Raw genomic sequence first — 22,704 nt, forward strand, 5'->3', positions numbered from 1 at the left:
AAGAGACGACATGCTCGGCAAACTGAGCTGGGCCGCGTTGCCGCTGGGCCAGCCGATCGCACTCGCTGCGGGTGCGATGGTCGCGCTGGTGATCGCCTCGGTGTTGGCGCTCGTCACCTGGAAACGACGGTGGCCCTTCCTCTGGCGCGAATGGATCACCAGCGTGGACCACAAGCGGATCGGCGTGATGTACATCCTACTCGCGCTGGTGATGCTGCTGCGCGGGTTCGTCGACGCGATGATGATGCGGTCGCAGCTGGCGCTCGCGGCGGGTGGCGCACAGGGCTTTCTTCCGCCCGAGCACTACAACCAGATCTTTTCGGCGCACGGGACGATCATGATCTTCTTCGTCGCCATGACCTTCATGGTCGGGCTGATGAATTTCGTCGTGCCCCTGCAGATCGGTGCCCGCGATGTGGCTTTCCCGGTGCTCAACTCGGTCAGCTTCTGGCTCACCGCGGCCGGCGTGCTGCTCATGAACCTGTCGCTCGTGGTGGGCGAGTTCGCGCGCACCGGCTGGCTCGTGTATCCGCCGCTCTCGGAGCTGGCCTTTTCGCCGCAGGTGGGTGTGGACTACTACCTCTGGGCCCTGCAGATCGCGGGGGTCGGGACGCTGCTGTCGGGCATCAACCTCACGACCACCATTCTGAAGATGCGCACACGCGGCATGGGCTATTCGCGCATGCCGATCTTCTGCTGGACCGCGCTCGCGTCGAACCTGCTCATCATCGCGGCCTTTCCCATATTGACCGCCACCTTCTCGATGCTCCTGCTGGACCGCTACCTCGGCTTTCATTTCTTCACGAACGAAATGGGCGGGAACGCGATGATGTATGTCAACCTCATCTGGGCCTGGGGCCATCCGGAGGTGTACATCCTGATCCTGCCGGCGTTCGGCGTGTTCTCGGAAGTGATCTCCACCTTCTCGGGCAAGCCGATATTCGGCTACCGCTCCATGGCGATCGCCACCATGGCGATCTGCATGCTGTCCTTCACGGTCTGGCTGCATCACTTCTTCACGATGGGCGCCAGTGCGGATGTCAATGGCTTCTTCGGTGTGATGACCATGATCATCGCCGTGCCGACCGGCGTGAAGATCTTCAACTGGCTTTTCACGCTCTATGGGGGCGAGGTTCGCTTCAGCGTTCCGATGCTGTGGGCACTCGGATTCATGGGCACCTTTGTGATCGGCGGCATGACCGGCGTGCTGCTGGCGATCCCGCCTGTCGACTTCATGGTGCACAACAGCCTTTTCCTGGTGGCGCACTTTCACAACGTGATCATCGGTGGCGTGCTGTTCGGCGCGTTCGCGGGCTACAACTTCTGGTTTCCGAAAGCCTTCGGCTTCACGTTGCACGAGGGATGGGGCAGGGCGACCTTCTGGTGCTGGCTCGTCGGGTTCTATCTCGCCTTCATGCCGCTCTACCTGCTCGGCCTGATGGGCGCGACCCGGCGCATGCAGCACTACGCGGACACCACCTGGCAACCGCTGATGCTCGTGGCGCTCGCTGGCGCCTTCGTCATCCTGTTGGGCATCGTGTGCACTGTGATTCAACTGGTGGTGAGCATTCGGGGTCGCAACGAACACCGGGACACATCGGGCGATCCTTGGAACGGGCGCAGCCTCGAATGGTCGATGCCGTCGCCGCCGCCGGCCTGGAATTTCAACGCGCTCGTGCAGGTGCGGGGTCGCGATGCGTTTTGGGACATGAAGTACGGGCGCAATCCCGAAGTCCAGGACGCCTCGTCTTCATCGGAGCCGGCCGCACCGCCGGCGCCGCTGACGGACGCCGCGACCCACATCACCCTGCCTGCACCCAGTGCGCTCGGCGTCGTTCTCGCCTTCTTCGCCGTCTGTCTCGGCTTCGGAATGGTCTGGCATATCTGGTGGTTGGGCCTGGCCGGCGCCGTCTGCATCGTGGCGGCGACGCTGTGGCATTCCTGGGGGCCGACAGCCGAGATCCGCGTGCCGGCGCGGGCGCTGAAAGCAGGCGGCGCATGAACTCTGCAGTTGCGAGTTCAAACCTGGACCGGGGCGGCAACGACCGCGTGCCGGCGTCCGAGCGCGGGCCCGCGTCGACGCGCATCGTCGTCACTTATGGCTTCTGGCTCTTTCTGCTGAGCGACATCGTGATGTTCGCGGCCTTCTTCGCGAGCTATGCGGTGCTGCATGGCCACACGGCGGGCGGCCCGTCCGGGCGCGAGCTGTTCCATCGCGACAAGGTGCTGGTGGAAACGGCGTGCCTGCTGCTGTCGAGCTTCTCTTGCGCGCTGCTTTCCCTGTCCGTCGACCGCCAACACAAGCTCGCCAGCTTCGCTTGTGGCCTGGCGACCCTGGCGCTGGGCGCAGCATTCGTCGCGTTGGAGGCTTCGGAGCTCTGGACCATGCTGGCGGACGGCGCGGGTCCGTCCCGCAGCGCGTTCCTGTCGGCTTTCTTTGCACTCGTCGGGCTTCACGGGCTGCATGTCAGCGCCGGGGTTTTCTGGCTGCTGGTCATGCTCGCGCAGATCGCCACATTGGGATTCTCGCCGGAGGTGGTGCGGCGCATGCTGTGCTTCAGTCTGTTCTGGCACACACTGGACATCGTCTGGATCGGCGTGTTCACCATCGTCTACCTGGGAGCGTTCAGATGACTGAGGTCACCGACAAGTCACCGTCCGTGGACGACGCACCCGGCGATGCCGGTGATCTGCGCAGCAGCCTCTGGAAATATGGGGCCGGCCTCGGGCTCTCAGTGGTGCTGACGCTCGCGTCGTTCTGGGTGTCCGGCACCGATGCCGTTTGGTCGCAAGGCATTCCGGTTCTGCTGGCGGCGCTGGCGATCGGGCAAATGGGTGTTCATCTGGTTTTCTTCCTGCATGTTTCCAGCGGTCCCGAGGGCACCAACAACATTCTGGCGCTGGCGTTCGGCGTGTTCGTCGTTGGACTGGTGGTCTTCGGGTCGACCATCATCATGGCGAACCTCGACGCGAACATGTGACGCTGCTGCTGAGAGCAGGGCGCAGGCTTGATCCCTCTTCTTGAATCTCAGTGGCGAGGCGCACGGCTTCCGCCAGTTCGGAGAGTTGGTCTGCATGCTGGATGGCCAGGCGCGCCAGCTTCTTTCGACCCGCAGCCAGGAGATGGACTTCGACCTGACGCCGGTCGGAGGCGCTCGTCTTGCGCCTGACCAATCCCGCCTCTTCACAGCGCGACGCAAGCGCGACGACGCCATGCGGCTGCGCCTGCAGCCTTTCGGCAATCTCGCCGATCGTCGCCCATGGCCGACCTGGGAACCCCTGGGTATGCAGCATCAACTGGTATTGGAGGACCGTGATGCCTTCGTCCCGCGCAGCGTCCTCGCTGAAGCGGAGAAAGCTCCTGAGTCTGAAACGGAAATCGGAAAGTGCTTCGAAGCGCTGCTTCTCGGTCGTGTCGTGGAAGGTGGGCATCTCGAATCTGACGGGGTGGATGCGCGAATGTAGCAGCGCCGTCATTCGGGAATACAGGGTATTTGCTCACAACATGATATAAATTGCCGCCTAACATGACATCACTGAACGAGGCCTGACGGCATCCTGTCGCCGCGGCCCCACCTGTCGCTGTTAAGCACATTGCTGCCCGTCCGGAACCCGTGTTCCAGCGCTGCATCCCCAACCCCTGACTTTCCTCCACCACCCATGAAAATAAAGAGCCAGAAGCACTTCCTGGCCGGCGTCATGTTCACCTGCGTCGTCATGTCGGGCGCCACGGCGCGCGGGGGGCATCGGGTCGGAGCGGGCGATCCCGTCGGCACGATCGCGTGGAAACCCCTGATCCTGATCATCGGTGCCGTATTGCTGCTCATGATCGTGCTGTTGCCCGCCGTGAAGGCCAAGCGGGAAGAAGCCTGTGTCGAGGAATAGTCCCATGCATCAATTACCGAAACACTGGCGTGCGGGAGCGGCTCTCGCGCTGCTGGCAGCCCTGTGCGCGTGCGGCACAAGCGTTCCGCTGGACTCCCCACGTTCTGCGTGGCCACCTGCGCAGGCCGCGCCGCAAGCGGCCACGCCAGCGCCTCCTCTCGGTATCCCACCGCCGCTCGTGCAGCGTGCCCTGTCGACCCGACCGGTGCCTGGAGCGGACTTCTCCCGCCCTGCAGCCGGGCCGACGATCGCCCGATTCGACGCGCAATCCAATCCTGGCCTGGACATGGCCGGAAATCCCGGGGATCCGGTGCTGGCGTCGAGGGATGGGCGCGTGGTGCTCGTGAGCAGCGCGTTGCCTCACTACGGAACCATGGTGGTGGTCAAGCACGACGACACCTTCATCACTGCCTATGCCCACCTGGGCAAGGTCGCGGTGAATGAGAACGACGAGGTGCGGCAAGGCCAGGCCATCGCCGAGATCGGGCCTGGCGGCCCCGGCCGCCCAAGGCTGCATTTCGAGATTCGGGAGAGGGGCGTCGCCGTCGATCCCGAGCCTTACCTGAACGGCCGCGCGCGCTGACTTCACCACCGAAAACCTTCATTTCCTCCCAATTCACTGCATGATTCTTTTCAGAAAATATTTCTTCGTCCTGCTGTCGCTTGCACTCTGCTGGCTTGCTGCTCCCGCCGCGTTCGCAGCCGAAATGGTGAGCGCAGCCGTCGGTACGCTGCACATGCGTGCCGGACCCGGCACCGGCTACCAGGCACGCTGGACCGTCGACAAGGGGTATCCATTCAAGGTGATCGGTCGCAAGGGCAAGTGGGTCAAGGTCAGCGACTTCGAACGCGACACCGGCTGGGTCTACGGTCCGATGACGAACAAAAAGCCGCACCGTGTGGTGAGGCCTGCGACTGTCAATCTGCGCTCCCAACCGAACCTCCGAAGTGCGGTGGTGGCCCGTGCCGTTCGCGGAGACGTTTTGCGCACGCTACGCCATCGCGGAAGCTGGATTCAGGTGCGGCGCGACCGCGGGCCCGCCGGCTGGATGCGGAAGAGTCAGGCGTGGGGTTGGTGACCATGCAATACCTCGAGAACATCGACTGGGCGCGCTGGAGCGCACCTGCCCTTTCCGGCCTGCGAATTGTCCTGATTGTGGTGGTCGCATGGGTTTCCATCACCATGCTTCAGCGCGCCGTGCGGATGGTGCGCCTTCGTGTCGAAGGCCGCCTCGAAGGCACCGACGGCGCCCGGCGCGCCGAGACGCTCGGGAGGGTCGTGCGCTATCTGGTCGCCATGGTGATCAGCGCCGTCGCGACGATGCTCGTGCTGGCCGAAGTGGGCGTGTCGCTGGCGCCCATCCTCGGCGCTGCAGGGGTCGTGGGGCTGGCGATCGGTTTCGGTGCGCAGAGCCTCGTGAAGGACTACTTCACCGGTTTCTTCCTGCTGTTCGAAGACCAGATCCGCACCGGTGACGTCGTGAAGATCGCGGGCATCGGTGGTTCCGTCGAAGACATCACGCTGCGGCATGTGCGCTTGCGCGACTACGACGGCAATGTGCATTTCATTCCGAACGGCCTCGTGACGACAGTCACCAACATGTCGCGTTCGTTCGCGCATGCGGTGGTCGACATCGGCGTGTCCTATCGCGAGAACGTCGACGAGGTGATGGCGGTCATGGCAGAGGTCGGCGCGCAATTGCGGGCGGATCCGGCGCATGCGGTGAGGATCCTCGCCGATCTGGACATTGCCGGCGTCGAGCGGCTCGACGACAGCGCCGTGATACTGCGCTGCCGCTTCAAGGTGGCACCGTTGCAGCAATGGACGGTCCGTCGCGAGTTCCTGCGTCGCCTGAAAGCGGCGTTCGACGAAAAGGGCATCGAGATCCCCTTCCCGCATCTGACGCTGTACGCCGGCGTCGGCAAGGACGGCACGGCCCCTGCGCTGCCGCTGAGCTTGCCGACGGATGCGAACGGGCTTGCGCAGTACGATCGCCCGCAGCCGTAGAGCCCCACATTCGAAATTCAACCAGGAGACCTGAATGTCCGACCATCCGATTCGCATTACCCGGCGAAACCTGACCCTTGCAGCCGTCGGAGGCCTTGGCCTCAGCGCGGTGTCGCAGGCGCTGGCCCAGCAAAAGTTCATCAATGTCCTGACCGGCGGCCAGAGCGGCGTCTACTACCCGATGGGGGTGGCGCTGTCGCAGATCTACGGCAAGGCGATTCCCGGCGCAAAGGTCACGGTGCAGTCGACCAAGGCGTCGGCAGAAAACCTCAACCTGCTGCAGGCCGGCCGTGGCGAGATCGCCTTCACGCTGGCGGACGCGCTCTCCGATGCCTGGAAGGGCAACAAGGACGCCGGTTTTTCGGCGCCACTGAAAAAGCTCCGTGCCGTGGCAGGCATCTACTCGAACTACATCCAGATCGTTGCGAGCGGCGAATCGGGCATCAAGACGATGGCCGATCTCAAGGGCAAGCGGATCTCGGTGGGCGCGCCCAAGTCCGGCACCGAACTCAATGCGCGCGCGATCCTCAAGGCCGCCGGTCTGACCTATGCCGATTTCGCCAAGGTGGAGTACCTCGCGTTCGGCGAGTCGGTCGAATTGATGAAGAACCGCCAGCTCGACGTGACACTCCAGTCCGCGGGTCTGGGCGTCGCATCGATCCGCGATCTGGCAACCAGCGTGAAGATCGTCGTGGTGCCGATTCCGGCCGAGATGGTCGCCAAGGTCGGCGATGCGGCCTACCAGCCCGCCACGATTCCGGCCAACACCTACGACGGACAGACTGCCGACATGCCAACGGCCGCCATCAAGAATTTCCTGGTCAGCCACGAAGGCGTTCCGGCCGATGAGGTTTATGCGATGACCAAGAGCATGTTCGACAACCTCGACGCACTGGTCGCTGCGCACAATGCGGCCAAGGGCATCAAGCGCGAAGCCGCGACGACCGGCACCGTGGTGACGTTCCATCCCGGTGCCGAAAAGTACTACCGTGAAGTCGGGTTGATGAAATGAACCCGGTGGCCGCGCCGATGGACGCCGTCGGCACTGCCGACGCGGCCCTCCAAAAACCCGACGAGCCGGGCACACCCCCCTTCGTCGGGGCGTTGTTCTGGGTGGCCGTCGCGTTCTCCGTCTTCCAGGTCATCACGGCCGCCTTCAGCCCGCTGTCGAGCTCCGTGGTCAGGGCGGTCCACGTTGGATTCCTGCTGCTGCTCACATTCGTCCTGTATCCGCCGCTGCGTCAGCGCTGGCTGGGGTGGGGCGTCGGCGTGGTGGCATTCGGGACCGGGCTCTACCACTGGGCATTCGAGGCCGATCTGATTCAGCGGGCGGGCGACCTGACCACCGCCGACATGGTGGTCGGCGTGCTCGTCATTGCGCTGGTGTTCGAAGGCGCACGTCGAATCATGGGGTTCGCGTTGCCGCTGATCTGCGCGATGTTCCTGGCGTATGGCCTGTTCGGCCAGTATCTGCCCGGCGTGCTGGCGCACCGCGGCTACGGCATTGATCAGATCGTCGGCCAGCTCGGTTTCGGCACCGAGGGCATCTATGGCACGCCGACCTACGTGTCGTCTTCCTACATCTACCTGTTCATCCTGTTCGGCGCGTTTCTCGAGCAGGCCGGGATGATCACGCTGTTCACCGACTTTGCGCTGGGCCTGTTCGGCCACACCAAGGGCGGCCCGGCCAAGGTGGCGGTGGTGTCCTCCGGTCTGATGGGGACCATCAGCGGCTCGGGGGTCGCGAACGTCGTGACCACCGGCCAGTTCACCATTCCGCTGATGAAGCGTTTCGGCTACAACTCGGCTTTTGCCGGCGGCGTCGAGGCCACATCGAGCATGGGCGGGCAGATCATGCCGCCCGTCATGGGCGCCGTTGCGTTCATCATGGCGGAGACGATCGACGTGCCGTACGTGGAGATCTGCAAGGCGGCGGCCATCCCGGCGATGCTCTATTTCCTGACCGCGTTCATCATGGTTCATCTGGAGGCCGGTCGCCGTGGGCTGATCGGCATGCCGAAGGACCAGTGCCCCGATCCATGGGCTGCGATCAAGCTGCGCTGGTACCTCATCCTGCCGCTGGCGGTGCTGGTCTGGTTGCTGTTCTCGGGCTATACGCCGCTGTTCTCGGGGATGGTGGGACTGGCGCTCACGGTCGTGCTGATCTTCGGCGCGGCGATCACGACGCGCTTCGGTGGCAACACCTTGCGCATGATCTTCTGGATCCTGATCGGCCTGGCGGCATCCTCGTTTTTCGCCTACGGCATCGGCGCCATCATGGCGCTGGCCCTTGTCATGGCGGCCGTGCTCTGGTTTCTGAAGGGCGGTCGTGCCACGCTTCGCACCGCGGTGAATTCGCTGGCCGAGGGCGCCAAGCATGCGCTGCCGGTCGGCATCGCCTGCGCGCTCGTCGGTGTGATCATCGGCATCCTGACCTTGACAGGCGCGGCCACGCTGTTCGCGGGTTACATCATCCAGATCGGCAAGGACAGCCTGTTCCTGAGCCTGGTGCTCACGATGCTGGTGTGCCTTGTGCTGGGCATGGGCATTCCGACGATCCCGAACTACATCATCACCAGTTCGCTGGCCGCGCCAGCGCTGCTGCAACTGGGCGTGCCGCTTATCGTCTCGCACATGTTCGTGTTCTATTTCGGCATCATGGCCGACCTCACGCCGCCGGTGGCACTGGCGGCGTTCGCAGCGGCGCCGATCGCCAAGGAATCGGGACTGAAGATCGGCATGCAGGCCTTGCGCATCGCCATCGCCGGCTTCGTGGTGCCGTTCATGGCGGTCTACGCGCCGGCATTGATGCTGCAGGGCGGCACCTGGTTCGACACCGGGTACGTGGTGTTGAAGGCGATCGCAGCGATCATTCTGTGGGGTGGCGCGGCCATCGGCTACTGGATCGGCCCGCTGCGCTGGTTCGAACGGCTGTGGGCCTTCGTGGCCGCGGGCTTCCTGGTCGCCGCACTGCCGGCGACCGACGAGATCGGGCTTGGCATGGCCGGCGCGCTCGCGTTGTGGCACGTGATCCGGCTGCGCCGCAGCCGTGCGGCGCCGGTCTGAGCAATGGTGGGCCTCGCCGCAGTCTGCCTGGCGGCCGGCGCGCTTCACGTGGCCATCCCGGCCGACCACTTCACGTTGCGGTGGCAACACTCGATCGAGAAGGTCGAATGGGACGAGGACTACGTTGTCGCAGGCAATTGGCTCATGCTGAGCGGCGCCCGCATCCGCGGCTCGGGCGCTGGCATGGAGCCGCCACCCGACGCCTGGCTGGACCACGGCGTGTGGCACTACACCCTGGCCGACCCGTGGCGTAAGGAACTCGTGCTGGCGCGCTCCGACTACTCGCGTGACTACGCGTTGTGTTTCGACGGGCGATGCAGCAGCATGGGCCAATGGATTCCCACTTCAGCCGGCACGACGGTGCTCAGCGCTTGCCAGCACACGCGACCCGACACCCATGACCGCCAGACTTCGCAAACTCATCAACCAGCTCGGTGAAACCTTCTGGCTGTTGCCCGGCGGCATGGTGCTCGGTGGCATCTTGCTGGCCTTCGCGCTCCTCGGCATCGACCAGAGCGGCCGCTTGCCCGCCTGGTTGACCGACAGTCACTGGTTGTACAACGGCGGCGGGACGGGCGCGCGTACCTTGCTCGGTGCGATCGCCTCATCGACGATCGGCGTCGCCGGTACGGTGTTCTCCATCACCATTGCCGCGCTGTCGCTCGCGGCCGGGCAGATGGGACCGCGCCTGCTGCGCAATTTCACACGCGACCGCGGCGTGCAGATCACGCTCGGGGCCTACCTCGGCACCTTTTCCTATGCGTTGATGGTGCTTCGCAGCGTCAGGACGCAAGAGGAGGGGCCATTCACCCCGCACCTTGCGCTGACGGTGGGCATCCTGCTGGCCTTCGCCTGCGTGGGGACGCTCGTTTACTTCGTGGCCCACATGGCCAACCGCATCAATGTCGACACCGTGGTCGAACTGGTCAGCGACGACATCCGCCATGCCATGAACGCCGTGGTGACGGACAAGGCGCAACCGGCGCCACCACCCGCCATGTTCTGGGCCGACGCGGTGCCAGTCGTCGACACCCGCCGCGGCTACCTGCAGCAGCTCGACGAAGCGGGATTGGCAAACTGGGCCGCAAAAAACGGCACGGCCATTCGTTTGCTGGTGCGACGCGGCGATTATGTTTTTCCGGGCGCGCCGATCGCGCTCCTGTCGGTCCAGGTTCCCGAGGCCGAGGACGCGATTCGCAACGCGACCGCGCTGGGCGCCACCCGTGGCAGCGGCGGCGATGCCGAGTACGCGGTGCGACAACTGGTGGAAGTGGCGGTCCGCGCCCTCTCGCCGGGCATCAACGACCCGCACACGGCGATGAGCGTGCTCGACCGGCTCGGCGCCGCACTGTGCGATCTGGCCGGCACCCATCTGCCGAGCGGCGTGACGATGCGCGATGACGCGGTCGCGCTGGTCGTGCCGAATGTGAGCTATCGCAGCCTGGTCAACGTCATGTTCCACATGATCCGCCAGAACGCCGCCGGGAGCACGGCCGTGATGATCCGGCTGCTCGACGTGCTGACGGCCGTTGCGGCCTGCGAAAGCGACAAGGATCGACGCGCGGCGCTGCTGGACCATGCCAACATGGTCTGGCTGGACGCGCAGCGCAACATCGCGAACAGCTCCGATCTTGCCGACGTCGGCCGAAGGCACGACACATTGCGCCGTACGCTTGCCCACGGCGCCTTGGGCGCCATCGGTGCCCGGAGTCTCTAGCGCGCCGTCAGGACCTTTCATGCTCGACATCGCCGCCATCTGTCTCGTCGTCACCGCACTGCTGGCGTACCTCAACCACCGTTTCGTGCGGCTGCCCACCACCATCGGCGTGATGGCCATCGCGCTGTTCATTTCGCTCGTCATGGTCGGGCTCGATGCGATCGGCCTCGACCACGGGCTGCGGCAGTACGAAGAGTCGTTCCTGCGGTCGATCGACTTCACCGACGTGTTGATGCAGGGCATGTTGTCCTTTCTTCTTTTCGCAGGCGCGCTGCATGTCGACCTGCGTGCGCTGCGGCAGTACCGCTGGCAGGTCGCGACGCTTGCCTTGGTCGGCACGCTGATCTCGACCGTGGTCGTCGGCGTCGGCATGTGGCTGGTGCTTCCGCTGGTGAATGTGGAGCTTTCCCTGCTGCACTGCCTGATCTTCGGGGCGCTCATCTCACCGACCGATCCGATCGCCGTCATGGGGATCCTGAGTTCCGCCGGTGCGCCCAAGAACCTCGAGCTCGTCATTGCCGGCGAGTCGCTGTTCAACGACGGGGTCGGCGTGGTGGTCTTCGCGCTGCTGCTTGGCGTGCTGGCAAGCGGCACTACGCCGACGATCGAAGGGGCGGGCGCTATTTTGTTGCGCGAGGCAGGCGGCGGCATCGCATTCGGCCTGGTGCTGGGCTTTGTCACGTTCCATCTGTTGCGCAGCATCGACCAATACCAGGTGGAGGTCCTGCTCACGCTCGCCACCGTGATGGGCGGCTACGCACTCGCCAGCCACCTGCATGTTTCGGGTCCGCTGGCGATGGTCGTGTGCGGTCTCATGATCGGCAACGGCGGGCGCGCGCTTGCGATGTCCGATCACACGCGTCGCTACATCGACATGTTCTGGGAACTGGTCGATGAAATCCTGAACGCCGTGCTCTTCGTGCTCATCGGCATGGAGGTGCTGCTGATCGCGTTCACGGTGCCGATTCTGTTTGCGGGTGGCGTCGCCATCCTGGTGACGCTGGCGGCACGCTGGCTCACGGTCGGGATTCCCGTTCGGTTGGCGAGCGACCTGTTCAAGCTGCCGAAAGGGTCGTCGCGCGTGCTCGCATGGGGCGGGTTGCGGGGCGGCATCTCGGTGGCACTGGCGCTCTCACTGCCACTGGGTAGCGAACGCGAGATCATTCTCGCGCTCACGTACTGCGTGGTGGTGTTCTCGATCCTGGTTCAAGGACTGACCATCGGGCGAGTGGTGCGTGCCGCGGTCGGCGCTTCGCGCTGAGTGGTCGAAATTCACACGTGCGGGCGTGGAACGATGCGGCATCCGCACAAAACTCTTCGACGGCCGACAATCGGCCGATGAAACCATCCTCGTCACGTCTTGCCCTGGTCATTGTGGCTGTCACAGCCTCGTTCATGCTGGCGAGCTGCTCCACGCCAGGCCCGGTGCCCGCCGGGGACCGCACGGCACTGGCATGCACACTGCCGGGAAGCTGTGTCGACTCTCTCGGGATGGGCGGCCTCTCGCCGCTCAAGTACCGCGGCACGCCGGCGCAGGCGCAGGCGCGACTCGAGGCGACGCTGAAGACGTTTCCCGAAGCTCAGGTCGTGCACCGGGAAACGCTGGCGATGCAGGTGATCTTCACCACGCCCGCGGGCTTCCGCGACCAGGTCGACTTTCAGATTGACCCCGCGGCCGAAAGCATCGATTTCCGGTCGCGTTCGCTGTTCGGCCTGTTCGACTTCGGCAAGAACCGCTCCCGCATGCAGGACTTCGCCCAGCGCTTCCGGTCGCCGGTTTGAAGACGACGACCGGGCGACGGCAGGGGATTCCGGCGTGACGCTCCGAGGCGAAGCGCTTTCAGCGCTTGTGCTCGCTCGGCAAGCGGGCTATGCGATCGGTAGTACCACCCGAATCGACCCAGTCCGGGAACGAGCCCAGGTTGAAGACCGACGAATAGCCCATCGCCTGGAGCGCCATGCCGGCCAGCGCCGACCGCCCTCCGACGGCGCAGTAGAGGATGACCGTTCTGTCGCGGCGAAACTCGGGGTCGTGCAGCGGCGAGTCCGGATCGGCCCTGAACTCCAGCAGGCCGCGTGGAACGTGCACCGCACCCTCGACCTTGCCGCGTTCCGCAAGCTCATCGGCTTCGCGAACGTCCACGATGAGCGCATCGTGCTCGGCGACTTGTCGTCGCGCCGCCTCCGGCGAAATGCGGGGCACTGCAGCCTCGGCGGCTGCGAGCAGCTCCTTGACGCCCCGGTTCACGGCGCCGTCGCCGCTGCTGCCAATCCTGCCAACGCTTTCGCCAGATTCGGGACGACAGCGCAGCGCGATGCGCCGTGGCGTGCAGCCATCCAGGCCGGGTCGTTGTAGCCGAACCAGACCTGGCCCTTGTCGTCTTGCCAGACCAGGGCCTTGAGTGGCAGGTCGATGCCTGCCGTCTGCGCGCATTCGAGCAGCGGCGTGCCCCCTTGGGGATTGCCGAAGATGAAGACCTCGGTCGGTCTCAAGGTGGTGCCGATGGTCGCGGCACCGGCGGCATGGTCGATGCGCGCGAAGAGCTTCAGGCCGCGCGCCTGAACGGCCGCCACCAGGCGGGATGCTGTGTCGGCGGTGGAATGCGGGCTTTTGACCACCACCAGGCCATCGGCCGCATGCGCTGCGAGCGCGCAACCCAGAACCAGGGCGGCCGTGGCCGATTTCAGGAATGTCATGGTGAAGATCTTTCATGGCGAAAACGAACTGGAAAACTCAGCCGTGCCGATTTGGACGACGATGTCTTGCTGGTTCTTACACTGTGCCACCCCCGGGCTGTAAGCAATGCCTACCGCCAGGCGTCCAACCCGAATGACCTTGCAACAATCCGCTTGGCCCAGCGCGAACCTGCGCCAACAACTCGATCAGCGTGTCGCCTTGGCAGTGAGCGAACAGCAAACACAGACTGCTTTCATGACAAAAGCTTCTCCGGTCCCGTCAGTGCAACGGGAAAATAAGGGCGCCGGTGCGAGCCCTGCCGAACTGGTTTCGATACGCAGCGACATGCTCCGATTCGCCGCGCTCCAACTGGGCAACCGGGAAGCCGCCGAGGACATGGTGCAGGAAGCGATGGAGGCGGCGTTGCGGCACCTGCAAGGCTTCACGGGCCAGTCGTCGCTCAAGACCTGGGTCTTCGCGATCCTCAAGAACAAGATCATCGATCACCTGCGTCAGTCCAGGCGGACCGTCAACTTTTCGAGTTTGACGAACCACGCAGACGGAGACGGCGAGCTCGACGTCGATGCGTTGTTCAATGAGCGCGGTGGCTGGCGCGACGGGCCGCGTCCAGTGGCATGGCCCAGCCCTGACGAGGCGGTGCAGTCCAAACAGTTTTGGATCGTGTTCGAAACCTGCCTTGACCTGCTGGCGCCCAGAGCAGGAAAGATCTTCATGATGCGGGAGTTTCTCGGCTTCGAATCCGAAGAGATCTGTTTGCAGCTCGACCTCACCACGAGCAACCTGCACGTCATCCTTCACCGGTCGCGCCTCAAGTTGCGTGGCTGCCTCGAAAACGGCTGGGTCACACCGGGAGCCCGCGCATGCTGAACTGCAAGGAAGTGACGGAGATGTGCTCGCAAGAGATGGAGCGCGACCTGCGGTTGCAGGAGCGGATGTCGTTGCGCATGCACCTGATGATGTGCAGTGGCTGCAGCAACTTCCGGCGCCAGATGCACACGATGCGCAGTGCCATGCAGCACTATGCGAGCGGCGGCGCGGTCTCGACCTCCGACGAGCCAGGCGGCGACCGATGAGGCATGTCCTCACTCGGCTGTGGTCACGCCGGAGCACGCTCGCGCTGGGCACGCTGGCGGGTTTCTTCGCTTCCGGGGGCCTGCGTGTGATCGCCGCGCAGGGCGATTCATTTGCGCCTGTGCGCGCGGAAGGCATCCAGCGCATCGATGCGGGCGGGCCGACCGGCTTGCTGGGCCTCGATGCATCGGGTGCGCTGTGGGCGTTGAGCGTGTCGGGCGGTGCACCGCTGCGCATGGCCGGTTCGCTCGATGGGCAGACGCCGGTGGCGGCAGCCGACGGGCGCATCGCGGCGCGCACCCGCGACGGCGCGCTGTGGGTGCTGGACCACGGCAACGCGACCACCTCCGCTCCCGGCGTGCTGGCGCCGCATGCGGGCTTGCTGAACCTGCCGCTCGCGGTGATCGGCGTGCTGCAGGACGGCCCGGCACATCGTCTGGTGCGGATGGAGTCCGGCGCGCGTGGCTGGCAGGAGGCGACCCGGTCTGAAGCTGCCGTGTTGCCGGATGCGCGCCCGCTGCGGGTGGACCTCGAAGACCGGGGCGACGGTGGCCATCTCGCTGTCTTCGGCGGACCTGACGACAGCCGCTATCGCCACGGCGTGCTCGGCGACGGCATCGAAGCGACCCGGCTGCTGTGGCTCGAACGCCATGGGCTCGGCGTGTTGCGCGAGTACGTCTTGCCCGCGCCCTATGTCTTCGAAGACATCGCCCCGCGCCCCGTACGCTTCGACAACCGCACCGGTCTGCTCACCGTGCGCTCGGGACCCGGTGGCGCGCAGCTGGCCCTGTTGGCATCCGATCGCAACGACCCCGCGCGCATCGAGCTCAGGGCACTGGGAGAAGACCTGGGCCGGCCGCGCCGATGGATGGCGCCCACCACCGACGGCCAGCACCTGATGGCCGTCCACACCCCCCACATTGGCGGCGACCTGTTCGCCTACACGCTGGAAAGCGACCGGCTCACTCGGCGCCGTGTCGGCGGCGACGTCAGCACGCACCGCATCGGCACCCGCGAACTCGACATGGCCGCGTGGGTCGCCAGCATGCTGGTGCTGCCCAGCCAGAACGGCATGCGCCTGCGCGTGCTGAGCGCGGCGGACGGCTGGCAGGAACGCGCGTCGATTGCGTTGCCGGCACAAGTCGTCATGACGGTGCGCCTTCCCGACGAGGGCGCGATGGCGGTCTTGATGGTGGGCGGCGCGGTTGGGGTCGTGCATGTTTGACCGACAGGCCACGCAATGCATCAAGCCAGCGGTCGACCGGATCGCGCGCCGGCTTCACGCCGTCGGTGTGGGCGCCGATGCACTGAGCTTCATGGGGTTTGCTGTCGGCATGCTGGCCGCGGTGCTGGTGGCCAGTGGCTTCTTCGGAGGGGGCTTGGTCGCGATCCTGCTTTCCCGAATGATCGATGGACTCGACGGCGCCGTGGCGCGCCTCACGAGCCCCACCGATCGCGGGGGGTTCCTCGACATCACGCTGGACTTTCTCTTTTACGCGTCGATCCCACTGGCGTTCGCGGTCGCCGACCCGGCGCGCAACGCACTCGCGGCGGCTGCCCTGCTGGCAGCCTTCATGGGCACCGGCTCCAGCTTCCTGGCGTTCGCCTCGATCGCGGCCAAGCGCGGCATGACGAGCACGGCCTATCCCGACAAGTCGTTCTACTTCCTCGGCGGCTTGACCGAAGCCGGCGAAACGCTGGCCTTCTTCATCGCGATGTGCCTCTGGCCGCAGCATTTCGCGTGGCTGGCCTGGAGCTTCTGCGCGCTGTGCGTGCTGACGATCGCGATGCGCATCTACTGGGGCTGGCGGGCCTTCAACTGAGCGAGCTTGGCGAAAAAGTCGTTGAAGATCGCATCGCGCTGTACCGCATGCCCTTCACGCATCCACGGACGCCCGGGGGACGGCACCCAGCGCAATTCGGCATCGAGCCGCGGCGTGCGCACGAGCATGCTCGGCACCCAGTCAGGTTGGATCATCCAGGCCACGCAGATCAGGTCCCAGATCACCCAGGAATACGGCTGGCTCGCGTCGTGCCCCAGGATCGACCAGAGCGGGTTGTTCGAATACAGCCGATGCAGGGCGTCACCGATCGCGCCGCAACCCTTCACGTAGTGCTCGACTTCGATGGAGGACAGCCGCAGCTGCGCGCCGACGTGGTAGCCCGGCAGGTAGACCAGCGGAACGCCGCTGTCGAACAGCAGCCGGCTTGCGGCCGGGTCCTGCTCGAGGTTGAAAGACGCGTTCACATGCGGCGCCGATGACGGGTAGCCGCTCGTCCAGACCACCACGATGCGATCGACGATGTCCGGCGCGAGTAACAGCGCACTGGCGATGTTGGTCACGCAACCCAGCGCGACGACATACAACGGGTGCTCGGGGTCCGCCGACCGGGCCAGTGCGATGAGGTGGTCGCATGCGTCACTGCGACGCGCCTTGGTAGGCGATTCCAGGTAGCCGGTGCTGCCGCGGTAGACCCGCCCCGACGACGGCAGCGACAACAGGCTGTACACCCGCTCGATCTCGTCGTAGCTGCGCTCCATGCCGATGTGCGGTGGACCGAAAGGCGCCGCATTCGACGGCGCATTCGGCAACAACCCACGCCGGTGCGCGAACGAAAACGGTGCGGCGTACATCGCCTCCACGTCCAGCGCGTCGGGCGAGAGCAGGGCCCAGGCCAGCGCGAACTGATCGTCCACCTCGTTGGCCGTGTCGGTGTCGATGACGACGCGGGGGCGACGGCCCGGCAGCGGCCCTTCGAGCCGCTGCCGGGTCCACGCGTCGGAGTGCGCCGGGAAGGTGGTCATCGGGTCCGTCTTTCAGCCGCCCGCCGCAGTGTCCGCGCCAAAGCGTGCAACGAACTGCCGGTCGATCCGGTCCTTCCAGCGCCAGACCCAGGCCCCGCGCCAGGTCCACCGGCCCCACGCGGCCACGGCGCGCTCGTCACCGGTGCTGATGAGATAAAGCGCCCGCTGTTGCGGCGTCCAGGGGGCCGGCGCGTCGCCTCGGCTCAAGGCGCGCAGGTTGCGCGCCAGCACCGGCCCTGCGCGCACGGCGAAGACGCCGGATTTCGGCCGGGCATCCTCGTACGCGGCCACGTCGCCTGCGGCGAGCACATGCGGGTGGCGCGTTGCCTGCAAGGTGCGCCCGACGCGAATGAAGCCGGCCGGATCGGTGGCCAATCCGGCGGCAGCGGGCCAGGCCGGCGCGGCCGCGCCGGTGACGGCGAGGCACGCGTCGAAGCCGACCGACGCGCCTTGCGTGAAATCGATACGGTTCGGTGCGAAGCGCACCGCGCGGCGCTCGCCGATCCAGCGAATTTCCCGCTGCGCGAGCAACTGCCCAAGGTGGTGCCGGGCTCTTCCGGCGACGCCTTCGAGCGGCAGGTCGGCCGAGCCGATCAGCGTGGTCCGCAGGTGCGACCAGCCTTCGGTCAGCGCCCTGCGATGGATCGCCAGGGCCAGCTCGACACCGGCCGCGCCCGCGCCGAGCACCACCAGGTCGAAGCGGTGGCGTTGCCTCGCGATGCGATCGACCAGGCCCGGCCACGCCGCCACGAAACCCTCGATGGGGCGGATGGGCAACGCGTGTTCCAGGACGCCGGGAAGGTGGTGCAGCGCGGGCTCGGGCCCGGTGTCGATGGAGAGCAAGTCGAACGGAACCGTCGACCCATCGGCACAGGCGATGGTGTTGGCGGACAGGTCCAGGTCGGTGCACGCCGTCACGGTGAGCGCGACGCGTCCGCGTTCGGCCAGCGCATCGAGCGCGATCGCGCATTCGTCGATCGCATAGTGGCCCGCGACCCAGCCCGGCAACATGCCCGAATAGATCTGGCGCCGGAACGGCGTCACCAGTTGCACCTGCCAGCCATCGAGCGGACGTTCGGCCAGCGACTTCAGCACGGCAAGGTGCGCGTGGCCGCCGCCGAGCAGCACGAGGCGTTTCATGGATTGGCGGCGAAGCGAAGGTCGCTGAACCAGGCATCGACCTTGTCGGAGGTGTTGTCGGTGTCGGCGCCGACGCCCACGCCGCTGATGTGCGGCACCGGCCCCTCGAACGCCTCGGCCCAGTCGCGTCGCAGGTCGCGCGCATGCGGGCGCCAGTTGCCGGCGTCGCCGTCCTGGCTGTCGAGAACGACCATGCGCACCCGGTCGGTGTAGGGGTTCCAGCCCGTGGCGCCCGCTGGCTGCGCGTTGCCCCAGACGTAGCAGAGGGCCGCCGCGGGGATCTCCGCGCCGGAGATCGCGCGTGCCGCCCGGATGCTCAGCCGGTCCTTCAACGAGAGTCGCTCGAGCGGCAAATCGAAGAATACGTAGAGCCGGGCGGCGTAGTCGTCGCCGGGCTTGACGCGCAGGTCCGAGCCGGCGAGCGAGCGCGACACCTTCCACTGCCACTGCAGCCACGGCGTGCGCGCCGGGTCGACATCCAGCCGCGCCACCCACGACGAGGCCGAGGACGCAGAACGCACGTGCAGCACGCGCCGCTTCTCGTCGGCCTCGATGGCGTAGTCGTTGGCACGCTCCACCTTGGGCAGGCGCTGGTGCACCCAACCGGGTGCGACGCCTTCGCCGAGCGGCGCCGAAGAAAGCAGCGGTACCTGCGAAGGGTCGCCTGCCTCGGCATGGGCGTTTGTGGCGCCGAGGGCGATCAAGGCCAGGCATTGCCGTCGGTCAATCATGGGTCGGTTGTCCTGTCGTGCTTGTTGAAAGTTTCAGCGCTTGAAGGCGCCGCAGGTCTGCCGGCGTGTCCACGTCCCACAGCGTCGGCAGTTCGCGAATGGTCAGGGCCAAAGACGCAGCGCGCTGGCGCGTCTCGGCCATCACGCGGTCGGTGCTCCAGGTCATTTCGGTGAAGAGCCCGGGCTGCGGACGCTGCAAGCCGACCAGCACATAGCCGCCGTCTTCGGCGGGAATGAACACCGCGTCGACCTCCTGGAGCGCCTCGGCGGCCGCTCGAAGGTGATGTGGGCCCAGTGCGGGGCAGTCCGTGCCGATGATCAACACCGGCTGCGTCTCTTCGGCGCCGGGTGTCGGCATGGCTGCACGCAGCATGCGCGCTCCGAGGTCGCCTTCGGGCTGGTCGCTGCAGCGGATTCCGGTGGTGCGCTGCAAGGCGCGGAAATAACGGTGTCTCGCGTCCGGGGCGCACCAGAGCACCACTTCGCCGAGCGCTGCCTCCCTGGCGACGCGCACCGCATCGCGCGTGAAGCTGCGCTGCAAGCGGGCTGCGCCTTGCGCACCGAGCGCCGGAATCAGCCGGGTCTTGGCATGGCCGGCGACCGGCGCCTTGGCAAGGATGGCGATGCGAACGGGTGAGGCCATGGGATCAGGAAGGACGCGGCCGGTAGCCGTATTGCACGGCCAGCGCCCGAGGGTCGGCCCCGAAGAAGTACGCAGCCCGCAGGCGCCACATGAGCCATACGGTGCGCCAGACGCCGTGCTGTTCCCAGCGCCGTGCGGACGTGGTCACGCACGCCCGCAGGCACGCGGGCGGCGCGATGCGCTGGAGCGCACGCGACAGGGCGATGTCTTCCATCAGCGGAATGTCGGGGAAGCCGCCCACGCGCTCGAACGCCTCGCGCCGCACGAAGACGGCCTGGTCACCGGTGGCGATGCCGCTCCAGCGCGAGCGCCAGTTCATCAGGCGCTCGATGCAGCGGAAGGCGGTGCGCGGGTGGTCGATGCGCACGTCGAAGCGTCCCCATGCAGCCGCGTCTTGCAATGCTGCCTGCACCAGCCTGTCCGCCTGCGCCGGCAGCACGGTGTCGGCGTGCAGGAACACCAGGATGTCGGCTTCGCATGCCGCGGCGCCGGCGTTCATCTGCGACCCTCGTCCGCGCGGCGCGACCAGCGCCAGATCGGCATGGGCCTGCGCGATCGCCAGCGTGTCATCGGTGCTGCCACCGTCGACCACCACCACACGGGCGCCACGGCGGCGCAGCGGCGCCAGCGCAAGCAGTCGCGGCATGAGCGTGCCTGCTTCGTCGAGCACCGGCATGACGATGGCCAGCGACATGCTCATCCGCGCCGCCACGCATGAAAGCGCGCCACCCACGTCAGCAGTTTCTCGGGCGCGTGCGCGCGCTTCCAGTTGCCCGCGACGTACTTGTTGGCCTCGGCCATGGTGGGGTAGATGTGGATGGTGCCGAGGATCTTGTTCAGCCCGATACCATGCTTCATGGCCAGCACGTACTCGGCGATCAGGTCGCCCGCGTGCTCGCCGACGATCGTGACGCCGAGGATGCGGTCCTTGCCCGGCACCGTCAGCACCTTGACGAAGCCATGGGCTTCGCTGTCGGCGATCGCGCGGTCGAGGTCGTCGATGCCGTACACCGTGACCTCGTGCGGAATTTTTTTCTCCTGGGCCTCCTGCTCGTTCAGGCCGACCCGCGCCACCTCGGGTTCGACGAAGGTGGCCCAGGGAATCACACGGTAGTCCGCGCGGAACTTCTTGAACGGATCGAACAGCGCATTCACCGCCGCATACCAGGCCTGGTGCGCGGCCGTGTGCGTGAACTGGTACGGCCCGGCGACATCGCCGGCCGCGTAGATGTTCGGCAGCGAGGTCTGCAGGTAGCCGTTGACCTGCACCGTGCGTTCGGTGGTCACGCCCAGTTCCTGCAGGCCGTAGCCGTCCAGGTTGGCCTGGCGCCCCACGGCAATCAACAAGGCGTCGAAGCCGATGCGGACCTCGTGGCCATCGTGCAGTGCGACGAGGATCTTCTCGCCGTCGACCACCTCGATGCGGCTGGCCTCGTGCGCGAGCCTGAGGTCGATGCCTTCGGCGAGAAAGCGGCGGGTGACGAGCGCGGCGGCGTCCTCGTCCTCGCGCGGCAAGAGGCGCGTGCCTTTTTCGATCTGCGTGACGCGGCAACCGAGCCGCGCGAAGGTCTGGGCCAGCTCGCAGCCGATCGGCCCGCCGCCCAGCACCACCATGCGCTCGGGGCGCTCGCGCAGCGACCAGATGTTCTCGGAGGTGAAATAGTCGATCTGGTCGAGGCCGGGCAGGGGCGGCACGAACGGGCGACCGCCGGTCGCGATCACGATGCTGCGCGTGGTCAAGACTTGTTTGCTTCCGTCGTCTTGCGTGACCTCGACCTCCCAGGGCGAGACGATTCGCGCCCGGCCGAGCACGACATCGACGCCCAGCGCGTTGTAGCGCTCGACCGAATCGTGCGGCTCGATGTCGCGAATCACGCGCTGCACGCGCGCCATCACGTCGGTGAACTCGAACTCCGCCGTGGCCGACCGGATGCCGAATTCCTTCGAGCGCTCGACGTGCGACAGGAAGCGCGCCGAGCGAATCAGCGCCTTCGACGGCACGCAACCGGTGTGCAGGCAGTCGCCCCCCATCTGATGCTTCTCGATCAGCGTGACCTTGGCCTTCACAGCGCCAGCGATGTAGGCCGTCACCAGCCCGGCCGAGCCGGCGCCGATGACGACCAGGTTGCGATCGAATTGGCTGGGCCGCTGCCACTTCGCGTACACCTTGCGCGCCCGCACGATGTCGATCACCTTGCGTGCGACCAGCGGGAACAGGCCGAGCACGACCAGCGACCCCAGCACCCCTGGCGAGACGATGCCGGACAGCGAATCGATGCGCGCGAGCTGGGTGCCCGCGTTCACGTACACGACCGTGCCGGCCAGCATGCCGAGCTGGCTCACCGCGTAGAAGGTCAGCGTCCGGATGCGCGTCAACCCCATCGCCAGGTTGATGACAAAGAAGGGAACGACCGGCACCAGCCGCAGGGTGAAGAGATAGAAGGCGCCGTCCTTTGCGATACCGGCATTGACCGCAGCCATGCGTTCCCCGAAACGCGCCTGCACCCAGTCGCCGAGCAGCCAGCGCGAAGTCAGGAACGCCAGCGTGGCGCCGATGCTCGACGCGAACGAGATCAGCAGGGTGCCCCAGCCCAGGCCGAAGATGGCACCACCGGCCAGAGTCAGCACCACGGCGCCCGGCAGCGACAGCGCGGTCGCCAGCACGTACACGGCGAAGAAGATCAGCGCGGTTTGCAACGGCTGTGCCGCACGCCATGCCTCCAGCTGCGCTTGGCTGCTCTTGATGGTCGACAGCCGCAGGTACTGCCCGAGGTCCAGCACGAAGAACAGGACGACGGCGAAGGCGAGGGCGGCCACCGCCCACCAGCGCTTGTCTATGCGCATAGGCATGGGCATGGGCATGGGCATGGGCATGACTCGACCACGCCGCTGTGCCAGTCGAGGACGGTGCCGCCGGTGTCGAAAGCAATGGCGCGAAG

General features: G+C 66.2%; 26 protein-coding genes. 17 read left to right on the forward strand and 9 right to left on the reverse strand.

Annotation, left to right across the window (positions count from 1 at the left end):
• Nucleotides 1-10 precede the first annotated feature (10 nt).
• The 3 genes from cyoB to AX767_RS19615 are packed head-to-tail and all read left to right on the forward strand — an operon-like array spanning nucleotide 11 to nucleotide 2,981.
• The gene (gene cyoB / locus AX767_RS19605) at nucleotides 11-2,002 is read left to right on the forward strand and encodes a cytochrome o ubiquinol oxidase subunit I (RefSeq protein ID WP_068632851.1); all 1,992 of its coding nucleotides are present in this window, start codon (nucleotides 11-13) and stop codon (nucleotides 2,000-2,002) included.
• The gene (locus AX767_RS19610; protein ID WP_068632852.1) at nucleotides 1,999-2,634 is read left to right on the forward strand and encodes a cytochrome c oxidase subunit 3; all 636 of its coding nucleotides are present in this window, start codon (nucleotides 1,999-2,001) and stop codon (nucleotides 2,632-2,634) included. The genes cyoB and AX767_RS19610 overlap by 4 nt, the downstream gene beginning before the upstream one ends.
• A gap of 26 nt (nucleotides 2,635-2,660) precedes the next feature.
• Nucleotides 2,661-2,981 (forward strand): cytochrome o ubiquinol oxidase subunit IV, encoded by a 321-nt coding sequence (locus tag AX767_RS19615; RefSeq protein ID WP_210392518.1) that lies wholly within the window; start codon nucleotides 2,661-2,663, stop codon nucleotides 2,979-2,981.
• On the opposite strand, the gene AX767_RS19620 is transcribed toward AX767_RS19615, so the two are convergent.
• Entirely contained in the window at nucleotides 2,953-3,432 is a 480-nt protein-coding gene (locus tag AX767_RS19620; protein WP_068633923.1) for a MarR family winged helix-turn-helix transcriptional regulator, read from the reverse strand. The two genes, AX767_RS19615 and AX767_RS19620, sit on opposite strands and share 29 nt — an antisense overlap.
• 228 nt (nucleotides 3,433-3,660) lie before the next feature.
• Between AX767_RS19620 and AX767_RS19625 the strand changes: the two genes are divergently transcribed.
• From AX767_RS19625 to AX767_RS19670, 10 genes are all read left to right on the forward strand, one after another.
• The gene (locus AX767_RS19625) at nucleotides 3,661-3,885 is read left to right on the forward strand and encodes a hypothetical protein (RefSeq protein WP_068632854.1); all 225 of its coding nucleotides are present in this window, start codon (nucleotides 3,661-3,663) and stop codon (nucleotides 3,883-3,885) included.
• Between the two features lie 286 nt (nucleotides 3,886-4,171).
• The gene (locus AX767_RS21995) at nucleotides 4,172-4,468 is read left to right on the forward strand and encodes a murein hydrolase activator EnvC family protein (protein ID WP_237288500.1); all 297 of its coding nucleotides are present in this window, start codon (nucleotides 4,172-4,174) and stop codon (nucleotides 4,466-4,468) included.
• Nucleotides 4,469-4,508: 40 nt separating this feature from the next.
• The gene (locus AX767_RS19635) at nucleotides 4,509-4,964 is read left to right on the forward strand and encodes an SH3 domain-containing protein (protein ID WP_068632856.1); all 456 of its coding nucleotides are present in this window, start codon (nucleotides 4,509-4,511) and stop codon (nucleotides 4,962-4,964) included.
• Between the two features lie 2 nt (nucleotides 4,965-4,966).
• The gene (locus AX767_RS19640) at nucleotides 4,967-5,893 is read left to right on the forward strand and encodes a mechanosensitive ion channel family protein (protein ID WP_068632857.1); all 927 of its coding nucleotides are present in this window, start codon (nucleotides 4,967-4,969) and stop codon (nucleotides 5,891-5,893) included.
• A gap of 34 nt (nucleotides 5,894-5,927) precedes the next feature.
• A complete protein-coding gene (locus AX767_RS19645) occupies nucleotides 5,928-6,905 on the forward strand; it encodes a TAXI family TRAP transporter solute-binding subunit (protein WP_068632858.1) in 978 nt (325 codons plus the stop codon).
• Nucleotides 6,902-8,959, forward strand: a complete 2,058-nt coding sequence (locus tag AX767_RS19650; protein WP_210392520.1) for a TRAP transporter permease — start codon at nucleotides 6,902-6,904, stop codon at nucleotides 8,957-8,959. Before AX767_RS19645 ends, AX767_RS19650 begins: the two co-directional genes overlap by 4 nt.
• 3 nt (nucleotides 8,960-8,962) lie before the next feature.
• Nucleotides 8,963-9,397: a DUF1850 domain-containing protein gene (locus AX767_RS19655; protein ID WP_082755088.1), complete on the forward strand. Its 435-nt coding sequence runs from the start codon at nucleotides 8,963-8,965 to the stop codon at nucleotides 9,395-9,397.
• Entirely contained in the window at nucleotides 9,357-10,676 is a 1,320-nt protein-coding gene (locus AX767_RS19660) for a DUF2254 domain-containing protein (RefSeq protein WP_068632859.1), read from the forward strand. The genes AX767_RS19655 and AX767_RS19660 overlap by 41 nt, the downstream gene beginning before the upstream one ends.
• A 19-nt stretch (nucleotides 10,677-10,695) precedes the next feature.
• Entirely contained in the window at nucleotides 10,696-11,937 is a 1,242-nt protein-coding gene (locus AX767_RS19665) for a cation:proton antiporter (protein WP_068632860.1), read from the forward strand.
• A gap of 77 nt (nucleotides 11,938-12,014) precedes the next feature.
• On the forward strand, nucleotides 12,015-12,458 hold the full coding sequence (locus AX767_RS19670; protein ID WP_082755089.1) for a DUF1499 domain-containing protein: 444 nt from the start codon (nucleotides 12,015-12,017) through the stop codon (nucleotides 12,456-12,458).
• 58 nt (nucleotides 12,459-12,516) lie between these two features.
• On the opposite strand, the gene AX767_RS19675 is transcribed toward AX767_RS19670, so the two are convergent.
• Both AX767_RS19675 and AX767_RS19680 read right to left on the reverse strand, forming a co-directional pair.
• Nucleotides 12,517-12,924: a rhodanese-like domain-containing protein gene (locus AX767_RS19675; RefSeq protein ID WP_068632862.1), complete on the reverse strand. Its 408-nt coding sequence runs from the start codon at nucleotides 12,922-12,924 to the stop codon at nucleotides 12,517-12,519.
• Nucleotides 12,921-13,373 carry a DUF302 domain-containing protein gene (locus AX767_RS19680; RefSeq protein WP_068632863.1) on the reverse strand — a complete coding sequence of 151 codons (453 nt, stop codon included), beginning with the start codon at nucleotides 13,371-13,373 and terminating at the stop codon, nucleotides 12,921-12,923. The genes AX767_RS19675 and AX767_RS19680 overlap by 4 nt, the downstream gene beginning before the upstream one ends.
• A gap of 133 nt (nucleotides 13,374-13,506) precedes the next feature.
• Here AX767_RS19680 and AX767_RS19685 point away from each other — a divergent pair, with 133 nt between their 5' ends.
• From AX767_RS19685 to AX767_RS19700, 4 genes are read left to right on the forward strand one after another with little or no spacing between them, the layout of a single operon-like run.
• On the forward strand, nucleotides 13,507-14,241 hold the full coding sequence (locus tag AX767_RS19685) for a sigma-70 family RNA polymerase sigma factor (RefSeq protein WP_237288501.1): 735 nt from the start codon (nucleotides 13,507-13,509) through the stop codon (nucleotides 14,239-14,241).
• Nucleotides 14,235-14,447 (forward strand): zf-HC2 domain-containing protein, encoded by a 213-nt coding sequence (locus AX767_RS19690; RefSeq protein WP_068632865.1) that lies wholly within the window; start codon nucleotides 14,235-14,237, stop codon nucleotides 14,445-14,447. Before AX767_RS19685 ends, AX767_RS19690 begins: the two co-directional genes overlap by 7 nt.
• Nucleotides 14,444-15,670 carry a hypothetical protein gene (locus tag AX767_RS19695; RefSeq protein ID WP_237288502.1) on the forward strand — a complete coding sequence of 409 codons (1,227 nt, stop codon included), beginning with the start codon at nucleotides 14,444-14,446 and terminating at the stop codon, nucleotides 15,668-15,670. Before AX767_RS19690 ends, AX767_RS19695 begins: the two co-directional genes overlap by 4 nt.
• Nucleotides 15,663-16,268 (forward strand): CDP-alcohol phosphatidyltransferase family protein, encoded by a 606-nt coding sequence (locus AX767_RS19700; protein WP_068632867.1) that lies wholly within the window; start codon nucleotides 15,663-15,665, stop codon nucleotides 16,266-16,268. Before AX767_RS19695 ends, AX767_RS19700 begins: the two co-directional genes overlap by 8 nt.
• Here the strand turns inward: AX767_RS19700 and AX767_RS19705 are convergent.
• The 6 genes from AX767_RS19705 to AX767_RS19730 are packed head-to-tail and all read right to left on the reverse strand — an operon-like array spanning nucleotide 16,241 to nucleotide 22,615.
• Complete coding sequence (locus AX767_RS19705) at nucleotides 16,241-17,251, reverse strand: nucleoside hydrolase (RefSeq protein ID WP_068632868.1); 1,011 nt, start codon at nucleotides 17,249-17,251, stop codon at nucleotides 16,241-16,243. The genes AX767_RS19700 and AX767_RS19705 overlap by 28 nt on opposite strands.
• A 12-nt stretch (nucleotides 17,252-17,263) precedes the next feature.
• Nucleotides 17,264-18,391, reverse strand: a complete 1,128-nt coding sequence (locus tag AX767_RS19710; protein ID WP_068632869.1) for an FAD-dependent oxidoreductase — start codon at nucleotides 18,389-18,391, stop codon at nucleotides 17,264-17,266.
• Nucleotides 18,388-19,122 (reverse strand): DUF3047 domain-containing protein, encoded by a 735-nt coding sequence (locus AX767_RS19715; RefSeq protein WP_068632870.1) that lies wholly within the window; start codon nucleotides 19,120-19,122, stop codon nucleotides 18,388-18,390. Before AX767_RS19715 ends, AX767_RS19710 begins: the two co-directional genes overlap by 4 nt.
• Complete coding sequence (locus tag AX767_RS19720; RefSeq protein WP_068632871.1) at nucleotides 19,115-19,765, reverse strand: TIGR04282 family arsenosugar biosynthesis glycosyltransferase; 651 nt, start codon at nucleotides 19,763-19,765, stop codon at nucleotides 19,115-19,117. The genes AX767_RS19715 and AX767_RS19720 overlap by 8 nt, the downstream gene beginning before the upstream one ends.
• A 4-nt stretch (nucleotides 19,766-19,769) precedes the next feature.
• Nucleotides 19,770-20,465, reverse strand: a complete 696-nt coding sequence (locus tag AX767_RS19725; protein WP_068633929.1) for a TIGR04283 family arsenosugar biosynthesis glycosyltransferase — start codon at nucleotides 20,463-20,465, stop codon at nucleotides 19,770-19,772.
• Nucleotides 20,462-22,615: an FAD-dependent oxidoreductase gene (locus AX767_RS19730; protein ID WP_443082757.1), complete on the reverse strand. Its 2,154-nt coding sequence runs from the start codon at nucleotides 22,613-22,615 to the stop codon at nucleotides 20,462-20,464. Before AX767_RS19730 ends, AX767_RS19725 begins: the two co-directional genes overlap by 4 nt.
• Nucleotides 22,616-22,704: the final 89 nt, after the last annotated feature.

Source organism: Variovorax sp. PAMC 28711, from assembly GCF_001577265.1.
In the GTDB taxonomy this organism is placed as follows: domain Bacteria; phylum Pseudomonadota; class Gammaproteobacteria; order Burkholderiales; family Burkholderiaceae_C; genus Variovorax.

Bases quoted from the DNA above. Each gene is read 5' to 3' on its own strand.
- AX767_RS19685 (WP_237288501.1), top strand. From the start codon at position 13,507: ATGACCTTGCAACAATCCGCTTGGCCCAGCGCGAACCTGCGCCAACAA.
- AX767_RS19680 (WP_068632863.1), bottom strand. From the start codon at position 13,373: ATGACATTCCTGAAATCGGCCACGGCCGCCCTGGTTCTGGGTTGCGCG.
- AX767_RS19635 (WP_068632856.1), top strand. From the start codon at position 4,509: ATGATTCTTTTCAGAAAATATTTCTTCGTCCTGCTGTCGCTTGCACTC.
- AX767_RS19640 (WP_068632857.1), top strand. From the start codon at position 4,967: ATGCAATACCTCGAGAACATCGACTGGGCGCGCTGGAGCGCACCTGCC.
- AX767_RS19700 (WP_068632867.1), top strand. From the start codon at position 15,663: ATGTTTGACCGACAGGCCACGCAATGCATCAAGCCAGCGGTCGACCGG.
- AX767_RS19670 (WP_082755089.1), top strand. From the start codon at position 12,015: ATGAAACCATCCTCGTCACGTCTTGCCCTGGTCATTGTGGCTGTCACA.
- AX767_RS19695 (WP_237288502.1), top strand. From the start codon at position 14,444: ATGAGGCATGTCCTCACTCGGCTGTGGTCACGCCGGAGCACGCTCGCG.
- AX767_RS19720 (WP_068632871.1), bottom strand. From the start codon at position 19,765: ATGGCCTCACCCGTTCGCATCGCCATCCTTGCCAAGGCGCCGGTCGCC.
- AX767_RS19655 (WP_082755088.1), top strand. From the start codon at position 8,963: ATGGTGGGCCTCGCCGCAGTCTGCCTGGCGGCCGGCGCGCTTCACGTG.
- AX767_RS19625 (WP_068632854.1), top strand. From the start codon at position 3,661: ATGAAAATAAAGAGCCAGAAGCACTTCCTGGCCGGCGTCATGTTCACC.
- AX767_RS19620 (WP_068633923.1), bottom strand. From the start codon at position 3,432: ATGCCCACCTTCCACGACACGACCGAGAAGCAGCGCTTCGAAGCACTT.
- AX767_RS19730 (WP_443082757.1), bottom strand. From the start codon at position 22,615: ATGCCTATGCGCATAGACAAGCGCTGGTGGGCGGTGGCCGCCCTCGCC.
- AX767_RS19725 (WP_068633929.1), bottom strand. From the start codon at position 20,465: ATGAGCATGTCGCTGGCCATCGTCATGCCGGTGCTCGACGAAGCAGGC.
- AX767_RS19645 (WP_068632858.1), top strand. From the start codon at position 5,928: ATGTCCGACCATCCGATTCGCATTACCCGGCGAAACCTGACCCTTGCA.
- AX767_RS19610 (WP_068632852.1), top strand. From the start codon at position 1,999: ATGAACTCTGCAGTTGCGAGTTCAAACCTGGACCGGGGCGGCAACGAC.
- AX767_RS19650 (WP_210392520.1), top strand. From the start codon at position 6,902: ATGAACCCGGTGGCCGCGCCGATGGACGCCGTCGGCACTGCCGACGCG.
- AX767_RS19690 (WP_068632865.1), top strand. From the start codon at position 14,235: ATGCTGAACTGCAAGGAAGTGACGGAGATGTGCTCGCAAGAGATGGAG.
- AX767_RS19665 (WP_068632860.1), top strand. From the start codon at position 10,696: ATGCTCGACATCGCCGCCATCTGTCTCGTCGTCACCGCACTGCTGGCG.
- AX767_RS19705 (WP_068632868.1), bottom strand. From the start codon at position 17,251: ATGACCACCTTCCCGGCGCACTCCGACGCGTGGACCCGGCAGCGGCTC.
- AX767_RS19660 (WP_068632859.1), top strand. From the start codon at position 9,357: ATGACCGCCAGACTTCGCAAACTCATCAACCAGCTCGGTGAAACCTTC.
- AX767_RS19715 (WP_068632870.1), bottom strand. From the start codon at position 19,122: ATGATTGACCGACGGCAATGCCTGGCCTTGATCGCCCTCGGCGCCACA.
- cyoB (WP_068632851.1), top strand. From the start codon at position 11: ATGCTCGGCAAACTGAGCTGGGCCGCGTTGCCGCTGGGCCAGCCGATC.
- AX767_RS19710 (WP_068632869.1), bottom strand. From the start codon at position 18,391: ATGAAACGCCTCGTGCTGCTCGGCGGCGGCCACGCGCACCTTGCCGTG.
- AX767_RS21995 (WP_237288500.1), top strand. From the start codon at position 4,172: ATGGCCGGAAATCCCGGGGATCCGGTGCTGGCGTCGAGGGATGGGCGC.